The 15,539-nt window shown below is 67.9% G+C and carries 15 protein-coding genes and 1 riboswitch; of the genes, 8 read left to right on the forward strand and 7 right to left on the reverse strand.

Translation table 11 applies throughout. From position 1 onward, the window contains the following. The first annotated feature begins 41 nt into the window (after positions 1-41). From glmU to AMK34_RS10815, 3 genes are all read left to right on the forward strand, one after another. Positions 42-1,529: a bifunctional UDP-N-acetylglucosamine diphosphorylase/glucosamine-1-phosphate N-acetyltransferase GlmU gene (glmU, locus tag AMK34_RS10805; RefSeq protein WP_037340648.1), complete on the forward strand. Its 1,488-nt coding sequence runs from the start codon at positions 42-44 to the stop codon at positions 1,527-1,529. Further along, entirely contained in the window at positions 1,526-2,506 is a 981-nt protein-coding gene (locus AMK34_RS10810; protein ID WP_037340645.1) for a ribose-phosphate diphosphokinase, read from the forward strand. Before glmU ends, AMK34_RS10810 begins: the two co-directional genes overlap by 4 nt. 129 nt (positions 2,507-2,635) lie before the next feature. Next, positions 2,636-3,511, forward strand: a complete 876-nt coding sequence (locus tag AMK34_RS10815) for a TIGR03621 family F420-dependent LLM class oxidoreductase (RefSeq protein WP_073844950.1) — start codon at positions 2,636-2,638, stop codon at positions 3,509-3,511. On the opposite strand, the gene AMK34_RS10820 is transcribed toward AMK34_RS10815, so the two are convergent. Both AMK34_RS10820 and AMK34_RS10825 read right to left on the reverse strand, forming a co-directional pair. Beyond that, the gene (locus AMK34_RS10820; protein WP_073844952.1) at positions 3,505-4,122 is read right to left on the reverse strand and encodes an NAD(P)-dependent oxidoreductase; all 618 of its coding nucleotides are present in this window, start codon (positions 4,120-4,122) and stop codon (positions 3,505-3,507) included. The genes AMK34_RS10815 and AMK34_RS10820 overlap by 7 nt on opposite strands. Before the next feature lie 96 nt (positions 4,123-4,218). After that, positions 4,219-5,340: a hypothetical protein gene (locus AMK34_RS10825; protein WP_083649832.1), complete on the reverse strand. Its 1,122-nt coding sequence runs from the start codon at positions 5,338-5,340 to the stop codon at positions 4,219-4,221. 339 nt (positions 5,341-5,679) lie between these two features. Between AMK34_RS10825 and AMK34_RS10830 the strand changes: the two genes are divergently transcribed. The 4 genes from AMK34_RS10830 (at position 5,680) to AMK34_RS10845 (ending at position 7,740) form a co-directional block, all read left to right on the forward strand. Beyond that, on the forward strand, positions 5,680-6,285 hold the full coding sequence (locus AMK34_RS10830; protein WP_073846245.1) for a 50S ribosomal protein L25/general stress protein Ctc: 606 nt from the start codon (positions 5,680-5,682) through the stop codon (positions 6,283-6,285). A gap of 10 nt (positions 6,286-6,295) precedes the next feature. Continuing rightward, the gene (gene pth / locus AMK34_RS10835) at positions 6,296-6,892 is read left to right on the forward strand and encodes an aminoacyl-tRNA hydrolase (RefSeq protein ID WP_038508230.1); all 597 of its coding nucleotides are present in this window, start codon (positions 6,296-6,298) and stop codon (positions 6,890-6,892) included. A gap of 159 nt (positions 6,893-7,051) precedes the next feature. After that, a complete protein-coding gene (locus AMK34_RS10840; protein WP_038508228.1) occupies positions 7,052-7,411 on the forward strand; it encodes a DivIVA domain-containing protein in 360 nt (119 codons plus the stop codon). Further along, on the forward strand, positions 7,411-7,740 hold the full coding sequence (locus AMK34_RS10845; RefSeq protein WP_038508226.1) for a DivIVA domain-containing protein: 330 nt from the start codon (positions 7,411-7,413) through the stop codon (positions 7,738-7,740). Before AMK34_RS10840 ends, AMK34_RS10845 begins: the two co-directional genes overlap by 1 nt. Before the next feature lie 60 nt (positions 7,741-7,800). Here AMK34_RS10845 and AMK34_RS10850 read toward each other — a convergent pair whose 3' ends face one another. From AMK34_RS10850 to rsmA, 5 genes are all read right to left on the reverse strand, one after another. After that, the gene (locus tag AMK34_RS10850) at positions 7,801-9,492 is read right to left on the reverse strand and encodes a fatty acyl-AMP ligase (protein WP_073844954.1); all 1,692 of its coding nucleotides are present in this window, start codon (positions 9,490-9,492) and stop codon (positions 7,801-7,803) included. A gap of 51 nt (positions 9,493-9,543) precedes the next feature. After that, positions 9,544-11,316, reverse strand: coding sequence for an ABC-F family ATP-binding cassette domain-containing protein (locus tag AMK34_RS10855; RefSeq protein ID WP_038508222.1), 1,773 nt, complete (start codon positions 11,314-11,316; stop codon positions 9,544-9,546). Between the two features lie 67 nt (positions 11,317-11,383). After that, positions 11,384-12,349, reverse strand: coding sequence for a 4-(cytidine 5'-diphospho)-2-C-methyl-D-erythritol kinase (locus AMK34_RS10860; protein WP_007028772.1), 966 nt, complete (start codon positions 12,347-12,349; stop codon positions 11,384-11,386). A 122-nt stretch (positions 12,350-12,471) separates the two neighbouring features. Then, the gene (locus tag AMK34_RS10865) at positions 12,472-13,482 is read right to left on the reverse strand and encodes a methionine ABC transporter ATP-binding protein (RefSeq protein WP_038522356.1); all 1,011 of its coding nucleotides are present in this window, start codon (positions 13,480-13,482) and stop codon (positions 12,472-12,474) included. 213 nt (positions 13,483-13,695) lie between these two features. Next, a riboswitch (SAM riboswitch) is annotated at positions 13,696-13,786 on the reverse strand. 222 nt (positions 13,787-14,008) lie between these two features. Continuing rightward, positions 14,009-14,845: a 16S rRNA (adenine(1518)-N(6)/adenine(1519)-N(6))-dimethyltransferase RsmA gene (gene rsmA / locus AMK34_RS10870; protein WP_073844955.1), complete on the reverse strand. Its 837-nt coding sequence runs from the start codon at positions 14,843-14,845 to the stop codon at positions 14,009-14,011. A gap of 40 nt (positions 14,846-14,885) precedes the next feature. Here rsmA and AMK34_RS10875 point away from each other — a divergent pair, with 40 nt between their 5' ends. Then, a complete protein-coding gene (locus tag AMK34_RS10875) occupies positions 14,886-15,452 on the forward strand; it encodes a GNAT family N-acetyltransferase (protein ID WP_038508218.1) in 567 nt (188 codons plus the stop codon). Positions 15,453-15,539: the final 87 nt, after the last annotated feature.

Raw genomic sequence — 15,539 nt, forward strand, 5'->3', positions numbered from 1 at the left:
CAATGCCCGACAACCACCGTTGGTGAAATGTTGGGAGTGCCGTGACCGGCCCGCTGAGCACGTTGATCCTCGCCGCGGGTGAGGGCACCCGCATGCGCTCGTCCACCCCGAAGGTGCTGCACCCGATCGCCGGCCGCCCGTTGGTCGAGCACGCGGTGCGGGCCGCCGCGGGACTGAACCCGGAGCACCTGGTCGTCGTCATCGGCCACGGTCGCGACTCGGTCGGCGCCCGGCTGGCGAACGTCGGCGAGGCGCTCGGCCGCGAGGTCGTCACGGCCGTCCAGGAAGAGCAGAAGGGCACCGGGCACGCCGTCTCGTGCGCGCTCTCGGCGCTGCCCGCGGGGCTGACCGGCACCGTCGTCGTCAGCTACGGCGACGTCCCGCTGCTCGACACCGAAACGCTCGCTTCCCTGGTCGCCGAGCACACCTCCACCGGGAACGCGGTCACCGTGCTGACCGCGGTCGTCGAGAACCCGACCGGTTACGGCCGGATCATCCGCGACGAGAACGGCGTCGTCACCTCGATCGTCGAGCAGAAGGACGCGACCCCCGAGCAGCACGAAATCGCCGAAATCAATTCCGGCGTCTACGCCTTCGACGCCTCGGTCCTGGTCGACGGGCTTTCGAAGCTTTCGACCGACAACGCCCAGGGCGAGCTCTACCTCACCGATGTCCTCGGCATCGCCCGTGGCGACGGCAAGGGCGTCGGTGCGCTGGTCATCGACGACCCGTGGGTGACCGAAGGCGTCAACGACCGCGTGCAGCTCTCCGTCCTCGGCGCCGAGCTGAACCGCCGGATCGTCCGCGGCTGGCAGCGGGCGGGTGTCACCGTCGTCGACCCGGCGAGCACCTGGATCGACGCGGGCGTGACCTTGTCGCGCGACGTCGTCATCGAACCCGGCGTCCAGCTGAAGGGCTCGACGTCGGTCGGCGAGGGTTCGCAGATCGGCCCGGACAGCACTCTGGAGAACGTCTCCGTCGGCGCGGGCGCGTCGGTGGTGCGGACGCACGGTTCCGATTCGGAACTGGGCGACGGCGTGAAGGTCGGCCCGTTCACCTACCTGCGTCCCGGCTCCAAACTGGGGACCAAGGGCAAACTCGGCGCTTTCGTCGAGACGAAGAACGCCGACATCGGCGCCGGCACGAAGGTCCCGCACCTGACCTACGTCGGCGACGCGACCATCGGCGAAAACAGCAACATCGGGTGTTCCAGCGTCTTCGTCAACTACGACGGCGTGAACAAGCATCACACCACGATCGGCTCCCATGTGCGGCTCGGCGCGGACAACACGTTCGTCGCCCCGGTGACCATCGGCGATGGCGCTTACAGTGGGGCAGGCACCGTGATCAGGCAAGACGTGCCCCCGGGCGCGCTCGCCGTGTCCACCGGGCCGCAGCGCAACATCGAAGACTGGGTGTCCCGGCGCAGGCCGGGCACACCCGCGGCGGAAGCAGCTTCCGCCGCGAAGCAGGACACCACCGCCGTGTCCGATTCAGATAAGGGAAACGACGGGGAGTCGCCAGCATGAGCTCGAAGTCCGGAACACCGAAGAAGAACCTGATGCTGTTCTCCGGGCGCGCGCACCCGGAGCTCGCGGAAGAGGTGGCCAAGCACCTCAACGTGTCGGTCGTCCCGCAGACCGCGCACAATTTCGCCAACGGGGAGATCTTCGTCCGGTTCAACGAATCGGTGCGCGGGACCGACGCGTTCGTGATCCAGAGCCACCCGGCGCCCATCAACGAATGGGTGATGGAGCAGCTGATCATGGTGGACGCCCTCAAGCGCGCGAGCGCCAAGCGGATCACCGTGATCATGCCGTTCTACCCGTACGCGCGGCAGGACAAGAAGCACAAGGGCCGCGAGCCGATCTCCGCGCGCCTGATCGCGGACCTGTTCAAGACCGCCGGCGCCGACCGGATCATGACGGTCGACCTGCACACCGCGCAGATCCAGGGCTTCTTCGACGGTCCCGTCGACCACCTGCTCGCGCAGAACGTGCTGGCCGCGCACATCAACAAGACCTACCAGGACGAGAACATCACCGTCGTCTCGCCGGACTCGGGCCGGGTGCGGCTCGCCGAGAAGTGGGCGGCGCAGCTGGGTGACCGGCCGATCGCCTTCATCCACAAGACCCGCGACCCGGACAAGCCGAACCAGGCCGTCGCCAACCGCGTCGTCGGCAAGGTCCGCGGTCAGCTGTGCGTGCTGATCGACGACATGATCGACACCGGTGGCACGATCGTGAAGGCCACCGAGGCCCTGCTCGACGAAGGCGCGGCCGACGTCGTCATCGCCTCGACCCACGGCATCCTGTCCGACCCCGCCACCGAGCGGCTGTCGAACTGCAAGGCGCGCGAGGTGATCGTCACCAACACGCTGCCGATCCCGGAGGAGAAGCGGTTCCCCGGGCTGACCGTGCTGTCCATCGCGCCGCTGCTGGCGCAGGCGATCCAGCAGGTCTTCGAGGACGGGTCGGTCACGTCCCTCTTCGACGGCAACGCCTGATCCCCGACGAAGCAAGGGACCTTTGCTCTCACTCTCTTTCGGAGAGTGGTAGCAAAGGTCCCTTGCTTCGTTTTCGGCTCCTCGCGAAACGGCGCGCGCCCGGCCTCCCCTCGTGGCTAGGTTTCCGGCATGGGGAAATTCAAGTTCGGCGTGAACCTGTGGGGCGCCGAGAGCCGCGAGAACTGGGTCGCGAAGTGCCGCCGCGTCGAGGCCCTCGGATACGACGTCATCTCCGTGCCGGATCACCTAGGCCCAGGACGGAACTCGCCTTTCCCGGCGCTGACCATGGCCGCCGCCGTGACTCAACGGCCCCGCGTCGGCACTCTCGTCTCCAACGTGCCCTTCTACAACTTCGCGCTCTTCGCGCGCGACGTCGTCACGACGGTGAAGATGACCGGCGATCGGCTGGACCTGGGTCTCGGCTCCGGTCACATGAAATCGGAATTCGACGATGCCGGCCTGCCGTGGATCCCGGCCAAGGAACGTATCGAGTACCTCACCAAGGGCATTGACCACCTGCGTGAACACTTCGCCGCCGAAGGGATCACGCCCCCTCCGCTGCTCCTCGCGGGCAACAGCGACGGCGTGCTCTCCCTCGCCGCCCGCGAAGCCGACATCGCCGGCTTCGCGGGCCTTCGCCAAGCACCGGGAAAGCCGCCGGGCACCTTCCGGCTCGACGACGCCGAACGCATGGACGAGCGCGTCGCCTTCTTCCGCTCACACGCGAACGGCCGGGACCCCGAACTGAACATGCTCGTCCAGCGCGTCGTGGTCACGGACGACCGGCGCGCGGCCGCCGAGTCCTGGCGCGAAGAGCTGAAGGACCAGGACAGCCTCGACGTCGACGCGGTGCTCGAAACGCCCCAATTGCTGTTCGGGACCACCGACGAGATGGTCCGGCAGCTCCAAGAGCGTCGTGAGCGGTACGGCTTCTCCTACATCACGGTGTTCGAGCCGATGCTGGAAACGTTCGCGCCGGTCGTCAAGGAACTGTCCGGTCAGTAAGCGACGCAGAAACGCTGACGGCGGCGCTCCGGCTTGTCGATCTCGTCGACGAACGCGATCGCGTAGTCGGCGCCGCTGATCTTCGACCCACCGTTCTCGTCGGTCAGGAGCACGTCGCCGCCGAGCCGGAACTCGCCGGTCCGCTCGCCCTCGGCCCACGCGCCGAACTCCGCGGCCGGGCTGACGTAGAACCAGTCGACGTCCTCGGGAAGCTTCCGGAACGCCTCCAGCACCTCGGCGTGCGCACCGGCCTCGCCCTTGTACTCGTCCGGGAACTCGGGGGTGTCGATCAGGCGCGGCCCGCCTTCGGCCACCTTCAAGCTGCCGGCCCCGCCAACGACGCCGATCCGCGCACCGTTGTCCTTCGCGACCTGGGCGATCGAGGGCACCGCGTCGAGCAGACCGCTCTGCCCGTGAACCGCGATGACCAGGACGTCCGCGCCCTTGGCGACGTCGGCCAGGAAGCCCTCGTCGTAGAGCGAGCCCGCCTTGGTCCCCTCACCCTCGGCGTTCCTCGACACCGCCAGGACCTCGTGGCCGCGGCCGCGTGCCTCCGCGGTGATCTTTCCGCCCGCGTACCCGGTTCCTCCGAACACAACCAACTTCGCCATCGCGTTTCTCCCTTTTCATCGGCGACCACGCCGATGCTAAGAACGCAAGATCGGCTACTTCAACGTATGCAACGCACCCAGAGGTGAGTGTGCAGGTCAGCCACCCAGCGCAGCGAACTCGGACTTGAGCTTTTCGCGGACGGCGTTGACGTCGACCGCCGCCCGGACCTCGCCGCGTGCCGAAGGCTTCGCCTGCACTTGGTAGCTGGCGTTCCGATTCGGCAGCTTGAACTTGACCTCACAGGTCATGCTCGTCGTGGCGCCGGGTGCCGCGTCGGCGTTCGCTGTGCAGCTCTGCGCGCCGAGGGACTGCGCGGTGAAATCGACGGTCAGCGTCAAATGCACGGGCGTCCCGCTCACGCCACCGATGACGGTGTTGGCGACGTCGATGGTCGCCCGGCAGTTTCCGACGAAATCCGTGCAGTCCAGCTTGTCGTTGACGACGCTGACACTCACCTGGGCGAGCGCGTCGAACGGCTGCCCGATTCCCCCGATCGCGCCGTCCAGGTCGGTCTGGAGTTTCTTGAGCGCGTCCCCGGCGAGCGGTTCGACCAGCATCTCGGCACCGAGCGTTTTACCGCCCGCCGCGGCGACGAGGGAAGGCGCGAAACTGACCACGCGGTGCGGCGCGGCGGTGGTCACGCGCAGTGCCCCGAGCCCGCTCCCGACGTCGTAGACCTCGGTCCCGTCGGGCAGCTTCGACCGGACCGGATCGGTCAGCGGGTCCATCGCCGACACCGCGGTCCTCAGTGTCGACGCGGCCCTGCGCGGGCTGAGCACCTCGACCGCGTTCACCGGCAGATCCGAGCCGTCCGTACGTACCCAGTTGGTGCCGTACTGCTCACTGTTGCCGAGCCCGTGCGCCTTCCAGTACTCCGGCGTCGCCGAGAGGTACAGCTGCTTGTCGGCGGAGATGATCTGGATCGGCTGACCGTCGACCGGGAGGGCCCCCTGCGCGCTGCCGCTACGGGTGATCCGGAACTGCAATTCTGCGGGTTTGCCCGAAGCGTCCTTGATTGTCGACTTGTAGACGACGGCGGGCGCTTGCTCAAGCGCCTTCAAGGCACTCTCGACGGCGCCGCGCTGTTCGGCGCGCCTGTCCACTCGCTGCTGTTCGGCGGGCGAGATCCCCGCCGCCCCGTCGATGGCGACGTCGCAACCCGCCAGGAGGCAGCACAAGGCGGCGATCGCGCCGATCCTCGACCGTCGTGCCGCCATTCCGCCCCCTTTGTCTCGAGTGCGAGGAGATCACACCTTAGAAAAGGGGTCGCGCACCACCGCATCCGCGGGTTCCCGAAGCAGCTGTCACCGACTTGTCACCTGAACGAGCCACCCGGCGGGACCCCGGCGCGACCGCTTGGTCTACACTTTCCCGGTCTCGGCGAGGCGGGTTCCGTGAGCACCTGGTGCCCGACGTGATCGACGCGGCGGCTTGAGTGGCCACACGCGGTCGAGCACGCCTGTGGAATTCGCCGCCGAACACCCGAACCGCCCGAACCATCCCCACCTCAGCATGCTTTCGCTGAACATGTTGGTGAATTGAAGGAGTGCTACACCGTGTCCGAGGTAACCCTGTCCGTCGAGCCCCGCACCGAATTCGGCAAGGGTGCCGCGCGTCGCACGCGTCGCGCCGGCAAGATCCCCGCGGTGCTGTACGGGCACGGCTCGGAGCCGCGCCACTACGCCCTTCCCGCCCTCGAGTTCGCCCGCGTCGTGCGTGAGAACGGCAGCAACGCCGTCATCACCCTCGAGCTCGAGGGCAAGAGCGAGCTGGCGCTGACGAAGACCATCGTCGTCCACCCGCTGAAGAACTACATCGAGCACGTCGACCTGCTGGTCGTCATCCGCGGCGAGAAGGTCACCGTCGACATCCCCGTCGTCGTCACCGGCACCCCCGGCCCGGGCACCCTGGTCACCACCGACCTCGACGCCATCCAGATCGAGGTCGAGGCGCTGCACATCCCCGAGCAGGTCGAGGTCTCGGTCGAGGGCGTCGCTGCCGGCACCCAGATCAACGCATCGGACGTCATCCTGCCGAAGGGTGCCTCGCTGGTCACCGACCCCGACGCCTTGGTCGTCGCCGTGAACGAGGCGCCGTCCGAGTCCGCGCTCGAGGGCGAAGAGGCCGAGGCTGCGGAGACCCCCGCCGAGGACGCCGAATAAAGTCACCGGTGTGACCGAAGCAGTACTTCCCGGGGCCGGCGAGCAGATCCTGCTCGCCGGCCTCGGCAATCCCGGCCCCCAATACGCGGGCAACAGGCACAACGTCGGCTTCATGGTGCTCGACGAACTGGCCGGCCGCGTCGGCGGCAAGTTCAAAGCGCACAAGAGCGGCGCCGAAATCCTCGAAGGCAGGCTGGCAGGCCAGCGAGTGGTTCTGGCCAAGCCGCGTTCGTACATGAACCTCTCGGGCGGCCCGGTCGTGGGCGCGGCCCGGTTCTACAAGATCCCCCCGGCCGGTGTCGTGGTCGTCCACGACGAGCTGGACGTCGACTTCGGCGCGCTCAAGATGAAGCTGGGCGGCGGCGACAACGGACACAACGGTCTCCGCTCGATCACCAAGTCCCTGGGCACGAAGGATTACTACCGTGTCCGTTTCGGCGTCGGCAGGCCTCCGGGGCGGCAGGATCCGGCCGATTTCGTGCTGAAAGACTTCTCGACGGTCGAACGCAAAGAGCTCGCTTTCGAGATCGATCGTTGCGCCGACGCCGTTGAAGCGCTTATCAGCACCGGTCTCGCGGCGGCCCAGAACACCTTCCACGCTGGGTGAATCCGCTCACATGGCGGTGCGTTACAGCTCGTCACTCGAAGGCGTTTCACCACGCCCCTGATCGAGTCGTGGAATAGGGCGAGCTCTTCCGGGGAACTCTCAAACCCGTTAGGACGGAATGCGGAGATCGCATTCCCCACCGAAACCGGAGAGAGTTTCATGTCGTTTACGGCCGAAGACATCACCGGCGCCACTTTCCCCAACGCCCCGATCGGGCGGCGCGGATACGCCAAACACGAGGTCGACGCGTTCCTGGAACGGATCGCCGACACGATCTCGGACCGGGACGACCTGACGGCCGCCGAGGTCCACCACGTCATGTTCTCGCGTCCGTTGATCGGGAAGCGCGGCTACGACGAACGCGAAGTCGACGATTTCCTCGACAAGGTCGAGGGGCAACTCGCCCACCGGACCGGCCAGCACGCACTCCACGTGCCCGGCGCCCGCGAAGAGGACGAAGCCACCGCCGAGCGCGCCGTTCCGGACCGCGGTCCCATCGAGACCCTCCGGGAGCGCTAGTGCCCGTCACCGCGTTCGAGGCCAGAACCCGGCAGTTCGACAGGGCGCCGATCGGTGCGCGTGGCTACCACGAACCCGCGGTCGACGCCTTCCTCGAACGGGTCGCGGCGACTCTCGACGGCGACGACGACCTGTCGGTCTCGGACGTCCACAACGTGGCGTTCGCCAAAGCGCCGCTCTCGAAACGAGGCTACGACCCGGCAGCTGTCGACGCGTTCCTGCGAGACGTCGAGGGGACGCTGGCCGGGTTGTCCCAGTCCTCCGGCTACTACATAGCGCCTGCCCTGGAGCACACCCATAACCGCAAGCCACTGTGGCGACGCCGCTGACCAACGGGAGGTGCCGCGAAAGGGCCGGGCCGCGATACTCGCGGGCCCGGCCCTTTCGTCTCAGCTGGTCGCCGCGTTCTTGGCGATCTTGTCCGCGAACTGGACGGCGGTCGCGGCCCGTTTCACCTTGCCCGAAGGCGTCTTCGGCAAGCTCCCCGCAGGGAGCACCACAACGGCGAAGGGCCGCATGTCGACGGCGCCGCGCACCTTGGCCGCGACCTCCTTCGCCAGCGCCTTCTCCGTCTCCGGGTCCCCGGCGAGTTTCGATTCGACGACGACCGCGAACCGTTCACGTCGGCTGCCGGCGTCGAGCCGCACGGCCACGGCGTTCCCCGCGCGCACCCCTTCGACCGAAGTCGCCGCCCGTTCGATGTCGGTCGGATACAGGTTCCGGCCGCCCATGATGATGACGTCCTTGCGACGGCCGCAGATCACGATCATGCCGTCGACCAGGTAACCGAGGTCGCCGGTGAGCAGCCAGCCGTCCTCGTCCTGCGTCGCGAGCGGACCTTCCATGGTCAGGTACCCCGGCGTCACGGCCTCGCCGCGCAGACGGATCTCCCCGACCTCGCGTTCCCCGAGCACGGTTCCCTTGTCGTCGACGATCTCGGCCTCGAGCCCGTCGAGCGGCGGCCCGAGCACGGCGAAGGACCGGACCTCCTCGGTCCCGCGCCGCGAGTCGCCCTCGGGGACCGGCACCGCGCGGTTGTCCGTCTCGAGCGCGTCGGCTTCGACGACGTCCAGTGTCAAGCCGGTGAACAACGGCGCGAACGAAACCGCGAGAGTCGCCTCCGCCATGCCGTACGCCGGGAAGACGCATTCGGCGGGCATTTTGAAGCGCGCCCCGGCATCGACGAACGTCTGCACGGCCGTTTCGTCGATCGGCTCGGCGCCGTTCAACGCGATCCGAAGCTTCGAGAGGTCGTACTCGTTGTCATCCTCGACGCGGGCCATCCGCCTGCCCACGATCGCGTACGCGAAGTTCGGCGCGGCCGTAGTCGTGCCGTTGTACTTGCTGATCAGCCGAGGCCAGATCAACGGTCCCGACAGGAACTCGAGCGGCGTGATCTTGACGAGCTCGACTCCGAACGTCATCGGGACCGTCAGGAAGCCGACCATCCCCATGTCGTGGAAGGTGGGCAGCCACGAGACCATCACGTCGACGTCGAAATCGAACTCGGCCCGATCGACCATCGCCTTGACGTTCGAATAGAGGTTTCCGTAGGTGATCTGAACGGCCTTCGGGTCGGCCGTCGACCCGCTGGTCAGCTGCAGGAGCGCCGTGTCCGATTCGGCCGTCGGCACGGGCTCCGCCAACGGTTCCGCTTCGAGCAGCTCGGTGATGACCTGGAAGGCGATGCCGTGCTCGGTGAGCACCGGCCCCAGCTGGTCGAACGGCTCGCCGAGCAGAACCAGGCCGGAACCGATCATCCGCAGCACGCGAACGGTGTCCTCGGCCCATTCCGCGAGGTCGGTGCGCTGCGTCGGCTGGTGCAGCATCGTCACGCTGCCTCCGGCGAGCCAAACCGCCTGTACCGTCGGCGCGATCAGCGACGGCGCCGCCGCCAGGACCGCGACCGCTTTACCGGGCTCCAGCCCGGCCGCCACCAGACCCCCGGCGACCCGTTTGGCCTGCTCGTGGATCTCGGCCCATGTCCGCCGAACCGGCTCCTTGGGCTCCCCGGTGACCATTCCCCGCTGCTGACCTCGCCCCGCCGCGGTGGCGACGAGCGTGTCCACGAACCGACTCATGCGCGTCACACTACTGTCCGCGCTGGAAGACCCGCGCGCCGTCGTGTGAACTCATTCGATCGCTTCGGAGGTCTCAAGCCACTGAGCTTCGACCTCCTCTTTCTCCGTTTCGACAGCCTTCAGTTCGGTGTTCAGCTCGATGAGCTTCGTAGGATCGGTCGCCGCGGCGAGCAGCGCCGCATGCAACTTCTCTTCCTTCGCGTGCAGCTGGTCGAGCTTGCGTTCGAGACGGGACAGCTCCTTCTGCGCCGCACGCTGCTCCGCGGCACTCTTCTTGGGCGCGGAGGCCTGAGCGTTGCCCGCCTTCCGGTCACTGCCCGCCTTTTCGAGGCTCTTGGCGCGCCGGTCCAGGTACTCCTCGATCCCGCCCGGCAAATGGGTCACCTGCCCATCCCCGAACAGGGCCACGATCGTGTCGCAGACGCGTTCCACCAGGTACCGGTCGTGCGAGACGACGACGAGGCTGCCCGGCCAGGAATCCAGCAGGTCTTCGAGCTGCTGCAAGGTGTCGATGTCGAGATCGTTCGTCGGCTCGTCGAGCAACAACACGTTGGGCTCGGCCATCAGAAGCCGGCACAACTGCAGGCGGCGCCGTTCGCCACCGGAAAGGTCTTCGACCGGCGTCCACTGCCTCGCCGCGGGGAACCCCAACTTCTCGGCGAGCTGCGAAGCGGTGAGCTCCTGCTTGCCGAACACGACCCGGCCGGACACCTCTTCGATCGCCTGCAGCACGCGCAGATCACCTGGCAGGTCGTCGAGCTCCTGCCGCAGGTGGGCGAGGCTGACCGTCTTGCCCTGGATGCGTCGCCCCGTCTCGGGCTCCTTGTCGCCGCCGAGCAGCTTGAGGAGCGTCGTCTTGCCCGACCCGTTGACGCCGACCAGACCGACCCGATCGCCGGGCCCGATCCGCCAGGTGACGTGATCGAGCAGGGTGCGGTCGCCGACGGTCAACGTGGCGTCCTCGATCTCCAGCACGGTCTTGCCCAGCCGCCGACGCGCGAACGCCTGCAGCTCGACCGAATCACGCGGCTCCGGCACATCGGAGATCAGCGCCTCAGCCGCCTCTACGCGGTAACGCGGCTTCGAGGTCCTGGCCTGCGGGCCGCGACGCAGCCACGCGAGCTCCTTACGCGCCAGGTTCTGCCGCTTCTCCTCGGCGGTCGCCGCCAGCCTCGCCCGTTCGGCCCGCGCGAAGATCCAGTCCGCGTACCCGCCTTCGTACTGCTCGACGCGGCCGTTGGTGACCTCCCAGGTCAGGCTCGCGACCGTGTCGAGGAACCACCGATCGTGCGTGACGACCACGACCGCGATCTTGCGGTTCAGCAGGTGATCCGCGAGCCAGCGCACGCCTTCGACGTCCAAGTGGTTGGTCGGCTCGTCGAGGACCACGAGGTCCAGTTCGCCGGTGAGAGCGGCCGCCAGCGCCACCCGTCGGCGTTCGCCACCGGACAGGTTCGCGGTTTCCTTCTCGACGCCTAGAGCGGTGATCCCCAGACCATCCATAATGGACCGGACACGCGCGTCAGCGGCCCACTCGTGCTCCGCGCCGTAGCGTTCCAGCACGACATCGCCGACAGTGCTGCCGGCAGGAAGCTCGGTCCGCTGAGTGACCACGGCCATCCGCAAGCCACGGACCTGACTGACCCGTCCTGTATCCGGCTCGCTGATCCCCGCGAGAACCTCCAGCAGCGTCGTCTTCCCGCCCCCGTTGAGACCGACGACACCGATACGCTGCCCCTCCGCCACACCGAGCGAAACACCGTCGAGCAGCGGGCGCACCCCGAAGGACTTGCTCACCGACTCCAGGTTGACCAAGTTGGCCATGCCTCAGCCGATCCTTTCCGAAAAGCTTGCACCACAACGAATTAGTCGATGTCCTTTTCGGACACCCTCACGCGTGCACCCGCGGCGGTGACGGCCGCGGCGCGTCGTCGCCGCCGACCAGCCGCGCTCCGGGCACCGGACCGTGCGCGACGCGTACCGTGCGGCAGACACCCGCGCCGGACAGCTCCGCGGCGACCTCGACGGCCGACTGGGCATCCGCGCACAGAAAGGCACACGTCGGTCCGGAGCCGGAGACGGTGCCGGCGAGCGCGCCCGCGTTGACCCCCGCCCGCAACGTACGACGCAGCCCCGGCCGCAACGAGACGGCGGCCGCCTGAAGGTCATTACCCAGAAGCAGCGCCAGCTGCCGCGGGTCACCGGACGCCAGCGCCTCGACGACCGGGGTGTGCGAACCGATCCGCGGCGGGCTGCCCTCTTCACGCAACTTGTCCAGCTCGCCGAACACCCTCGGCGTCGAAAGACCACGCTGGTCGAAGGCCAGGACCCAATGGAAGGTGTGCCGCGACAAGACCGGCACCAGCTGCTCACCTCGGCCGGTGCCCAACGCGGTCCCGCCGTAGAGCGCGAACGGGACATCGCTGCCGAGCTTCGCGGCGATACCCGCCAGTTCGTCTCGGGAGATGTCGAGCTTCCAAAGCGACGCGAGCCCCACCAGGGTCGCGGCCGCGTCGGCGCTGCCACCGGCCATCCCGCCCGCCACCGGGATGCCTTTGCGCAGTACGACCCTGACCTTGGACTCGCCGTCCGCCTTGCCGACGTGTGCCGCCAGCGCCTGCGCCGCCTTCCAGGCGAGGTTGTTCGCCCCTGTCGGTACGGAGCCTTCGCCTTCGCCGTAGACCTCGACACCGGGATCCTCGGTGACCGCGACGGTCACCTCGTCGGTCAAAGAAAGCGCCTGGAACACGGTCACCAGCTCGTGGTAACCGTCCGGGCGTACGTCACCGACCGACAGGTGCAGGTTGACCTTGGCGGGAACCCTGACGGTTACTGGGGGCGGTACGACGGCGAGCACCCGTCAAGCCTACGTGGCCGTTCCACTTGCGCTGTCACCAGGAGAAAAGAGAACAGGACGAGTCGGACACGAACGGGCCGCCCGGGACGGATTTCGTCCTGGGCGGCCCGTTCGTGGAGGAATCAGGCAGCGACACCCTGCGGTCCGCGGACCGGGTGGGTCACGTGGCCGCCGCGTTCGGCGATCCAGGCGAGCGCGGCGTCCGCACGCTCACCACGGACACCGAGACGGAACCGGCCCACCGGCGTGTCGCCGATCCGGGTCAGGCCACCACCGATGGTGGCGAGTTCGACGTCGAAGCGACCTGCGGCCTCCGGGAGCAACGCACCGACCGAGGCGAAGCCGACCAGCACGACGTCCACCGCGCGGTCGTACTTCGAGGCCTGCGCACGCCCGGTCTCGATCGCGGGAAGCAGCGCCTGCGCGGTACGGCTGTTCGGGTCGGAGACCAGGTCGAGCACGGTCCCGCGTTCGATGATCGCCCCGGCTTCCAGAACCGCGACGTCGTCGCAGACACGGCGAACCACGCCGGCGTCGGGAGTGGTGAGCAGCACGGTGACTCCGAGCTCGGCACGGGCCCGATCGAGCACGGTGAGGACCGCGCCGGACTCCTCGGCCTGCACGCCGGCGGTCGGGTCGTCGGCCAAGAGCACGGACGGCCCGGCGGCCAGCGCCTTGGCGATGGCCACTCGGCGCAGCTGCCCTTCGGACAGGTCGCCCGGCCGCTGCCCCGCCCGGGGGGTGAGCCCGACCAGGTCGAGCAGGTTGCCGACCCGGTTGCGCCGCTGCGGCCCGTCGAGACCGAGCTGTTCGAGCGGCGAAGCGATGTTGCCGGCGATGGTGCGCTCGGCGAGCAATTCCGGTTTGGTGCTCACGACGCCGACCTGCCGCCGGATCTCGCGCAGACGGCGTCCGTCGAGAGTCCCGGTGTTGAGGCCGTCGAGGCGGACGACGCCACGGTCGGGACGCTCCTGAAGACCGATGCAACGAGCGAGGGTCGACTTGCCGGAGCCGGCCGGGCCGACGACTCCGAACAGCGAGCCCGCTTGGATGTCCACGCTCACGTCGCGCAGCGCAACGACGGGATTTCCGTTGAGGGGAAAGGATTTGGACAGGTTTTCGACAGTGATCACGAGAGGCTCCATGCGAATGGGGCGCTGCTTCTTTCGAGCGCGCCGACCGTCACCGAGTGACCGTCCGGAAACGGACGGTTTTCAGAGGTAAGGGAGAAGGACTCAGGCAGTAACGGTGGAGCGTCGACACGCACTTACCGTGCGGCGACCTTCATCGACGACACGTCGCCTGGTCAGCAGGAGCGGGTGGGTGACCCTGTTCATTAGGCACAGCCTCCATCGGTCCTGGCTGTAGCACCTGCCCTGTGGAGGGTGGTTGCTGCGACTTCGGCGAGCCAGGTCTCTCAGTCGCTCGGGATGGCTCACTGAGTAAAACCGATCCCACTGGATGAAAGCAAGCGCGTAGGCGCAGATCACACGTCTGGTCGCGTCCATCATACAGGATCTGCTGTCCATATAATGGAACGCAGGCAGGTGACTTCGGCTTGCGTCAGGCGCGCTACCTGCTAAGACAATGCAGGCGCATACAAATCGAGAGAAGTCCGGCGGACGTTCACGCGGTGCCGGTCACATCCGAGACAGGCGGTCAACCGGCGGCCGCGGCGATCCGCGCGAACTGGTGGACATCCAGCTGTTCACCGCGGGTCTTGGGGTCGATTCCCGCCTTCTCGAGCAGCTCCCCCGCGCGCTCGGCGGAGCCGGCCCATGACGCCAACGCGGCACGCAAAGTCTTCCGCCGCTGGGAGAAGGCGGCGTCGACCACCGCGAACAATCGCTCCCGGTCCACGGACGACACCACCTCGCCCCGTTCGAAAGCGACCAGTGCGGAGTCCACGTTCGGAACGGGCCAGAACACCGCGCGAGGCACCGCGGCGACCTTGCGCGCCTTTCCGTACCAAGCGAGCTTGACGCTGGGGACGCCATAAGTCCGGCTCCCCGGGCCGGCCGCCATCCGGTCCGCGACCTCGGTCTGGACCATCACGAGACCGCTGGTCAGCGACGGCAGTTCGGCAAGCAGATGAAGTACGACCGGAACCGCGACGTTGTACGGCAGGTTCGCGACGAGCGCCGTCGGACGCGCGGGCAGGTCGTCGGCCGTGATCCGCAACGCGTCCGCGCCGACGACCGTCAGTCGGTCGGCCCCGCCTCGTTCGGCCGCGGTATCCGGCAACCGCCCCGCCAGCACGGGATCGATTTCGACCGCGACGACCTCGGCGCCGGTCGCGAGCAGTCCGAGGGTCAACGAGCCGAGGCCCGGCCCGACCTCCAGCACCACGTCGCCTTCGCCGACCCCCGAGAGGTCGACGATGCGTCGCACCGTATTGGGATCGTGCACGAAGTTCTGGCCGAGCTTCTTGGTCGGACGTACGTCCAGCTCGGCCGCCAGCGCCCTGATCTCCGCAGGACCGAGCAGTTCAGTCACCCGACGATCGTAACCAGCCCCGGTGGGCCACGATTGGCCGGTGGACGACGTCGTACTCGAAGGCGAGAAAGTCCGGCTGCGCGACTGGAGGCCCGGCGACCTCCGACCGCTTCGCGACCTACTCGATCCCACGCGGCCCTGGCATGAAACGAACGGGCCCTATTTCGGCACCCCGACCGCGGCGGCGGCCGACTCGACGGCACGCGAACTCACCACGCCCAAGACCGAGCCCGTCGATCCTCGCACCAGCCTCGCCGTATGCGATCTGAAGGACGGCAGGTTGATCGGCAGGGTCAGCTGGTACTGGGAAAGCAGGCAGACCGACTGGCGGCGGATGGGGTTGGCGATCTACGACGAGCGGTACTGGGGCGGCGGGTACGGCACCGAGGCCTTGCGCCTGTGGACGACCTATTTGTTCGCTCGCACCGACACGCTCCGCCTGGACTTCGCCACGTTCTCGGGGAACCCGGGGATGATCGCCGTCGGGCGGCGGCTGGGGTTCGTGGAGGAAGGCCGGTTCCGGCGCGCTCGACGCTGGGCCGGAGGCGTGCATGACGCCGTCGTCTATGGGGTGCTCCGCGAGGAGTGGGACCGGATGACCGGCTGACCGCGGAGCTGTGATCCCGCCCCCACCATCCGTATGGCGTTTTCGAACCGACACGTATCCCACTCCCGTGTGATCGGCGCAGGTCAG

This window comes from Amycolatopsis sp. CB00013 (genome assembly GCF_001905755.1).
In the GTDB taxonomy this organism is placed as follows: domain Bacteria; phylum Actinomycetota; class Actinomycetes; order Mycobacteriales; family Pseudonocardiaceae; genus Amycolatopsis; species Amycolatopsis japonica.

Bases quoted from the DNA above. Each gene is read 5' to 3' on its own strand.
- AMK34_RS10810 (WP_037340645.1), top strand. From the start codon at position 1,526: ATGAGCTCGAAGTCCGGAACACCGAAGAAGAACCTGATGCTGTTCTCC.
- AMK34_RS10815 (WP_073844950.1), top strand. From the start codon at position 2,636: ATGGGGAAATTCAAGTTCGGCGTGAACCTGTGGGGCGCCGAGAGCCGC.
- AMK34_RS10820 (WP_073844952.1), bottom strand. From the start codon at position 4,122: ATGGCGAAGTTGGTTGTGTTCGGAGGAACCGGGTACGCGGGCGGAAAG.
- AMK34_RS10825 (WP_083649832.1), bottom strand. From the start codon at position 5,340: ATGGCGGCACGACGGTCGAGGATCGGCGCGATCGCCGCCTTGTGCTGC.
- AMK34_RS10840 (WP_038508228.1), top strand. From the start codon at position 7,052: ATGTCGTTTACGGCCGAAGACATCACCGGCGCCACTTTCCCCAACGCC.
- AMK34_RS10850 (WP_073844954.1), bottom strand. From the start codon at position 9,492: ATGAGTCGGTTCGTGGACACGCTCGTCGCCACCGCGGCGGGGCGAGGT.
- AMK34_RS10855 (WP_038508222.1), bottom strand. From the start codon at position 11,316: ATGGCCAACTTGGTCAACCTGGAGTCGGTGAGCAAGTCCTTCGGGGTG.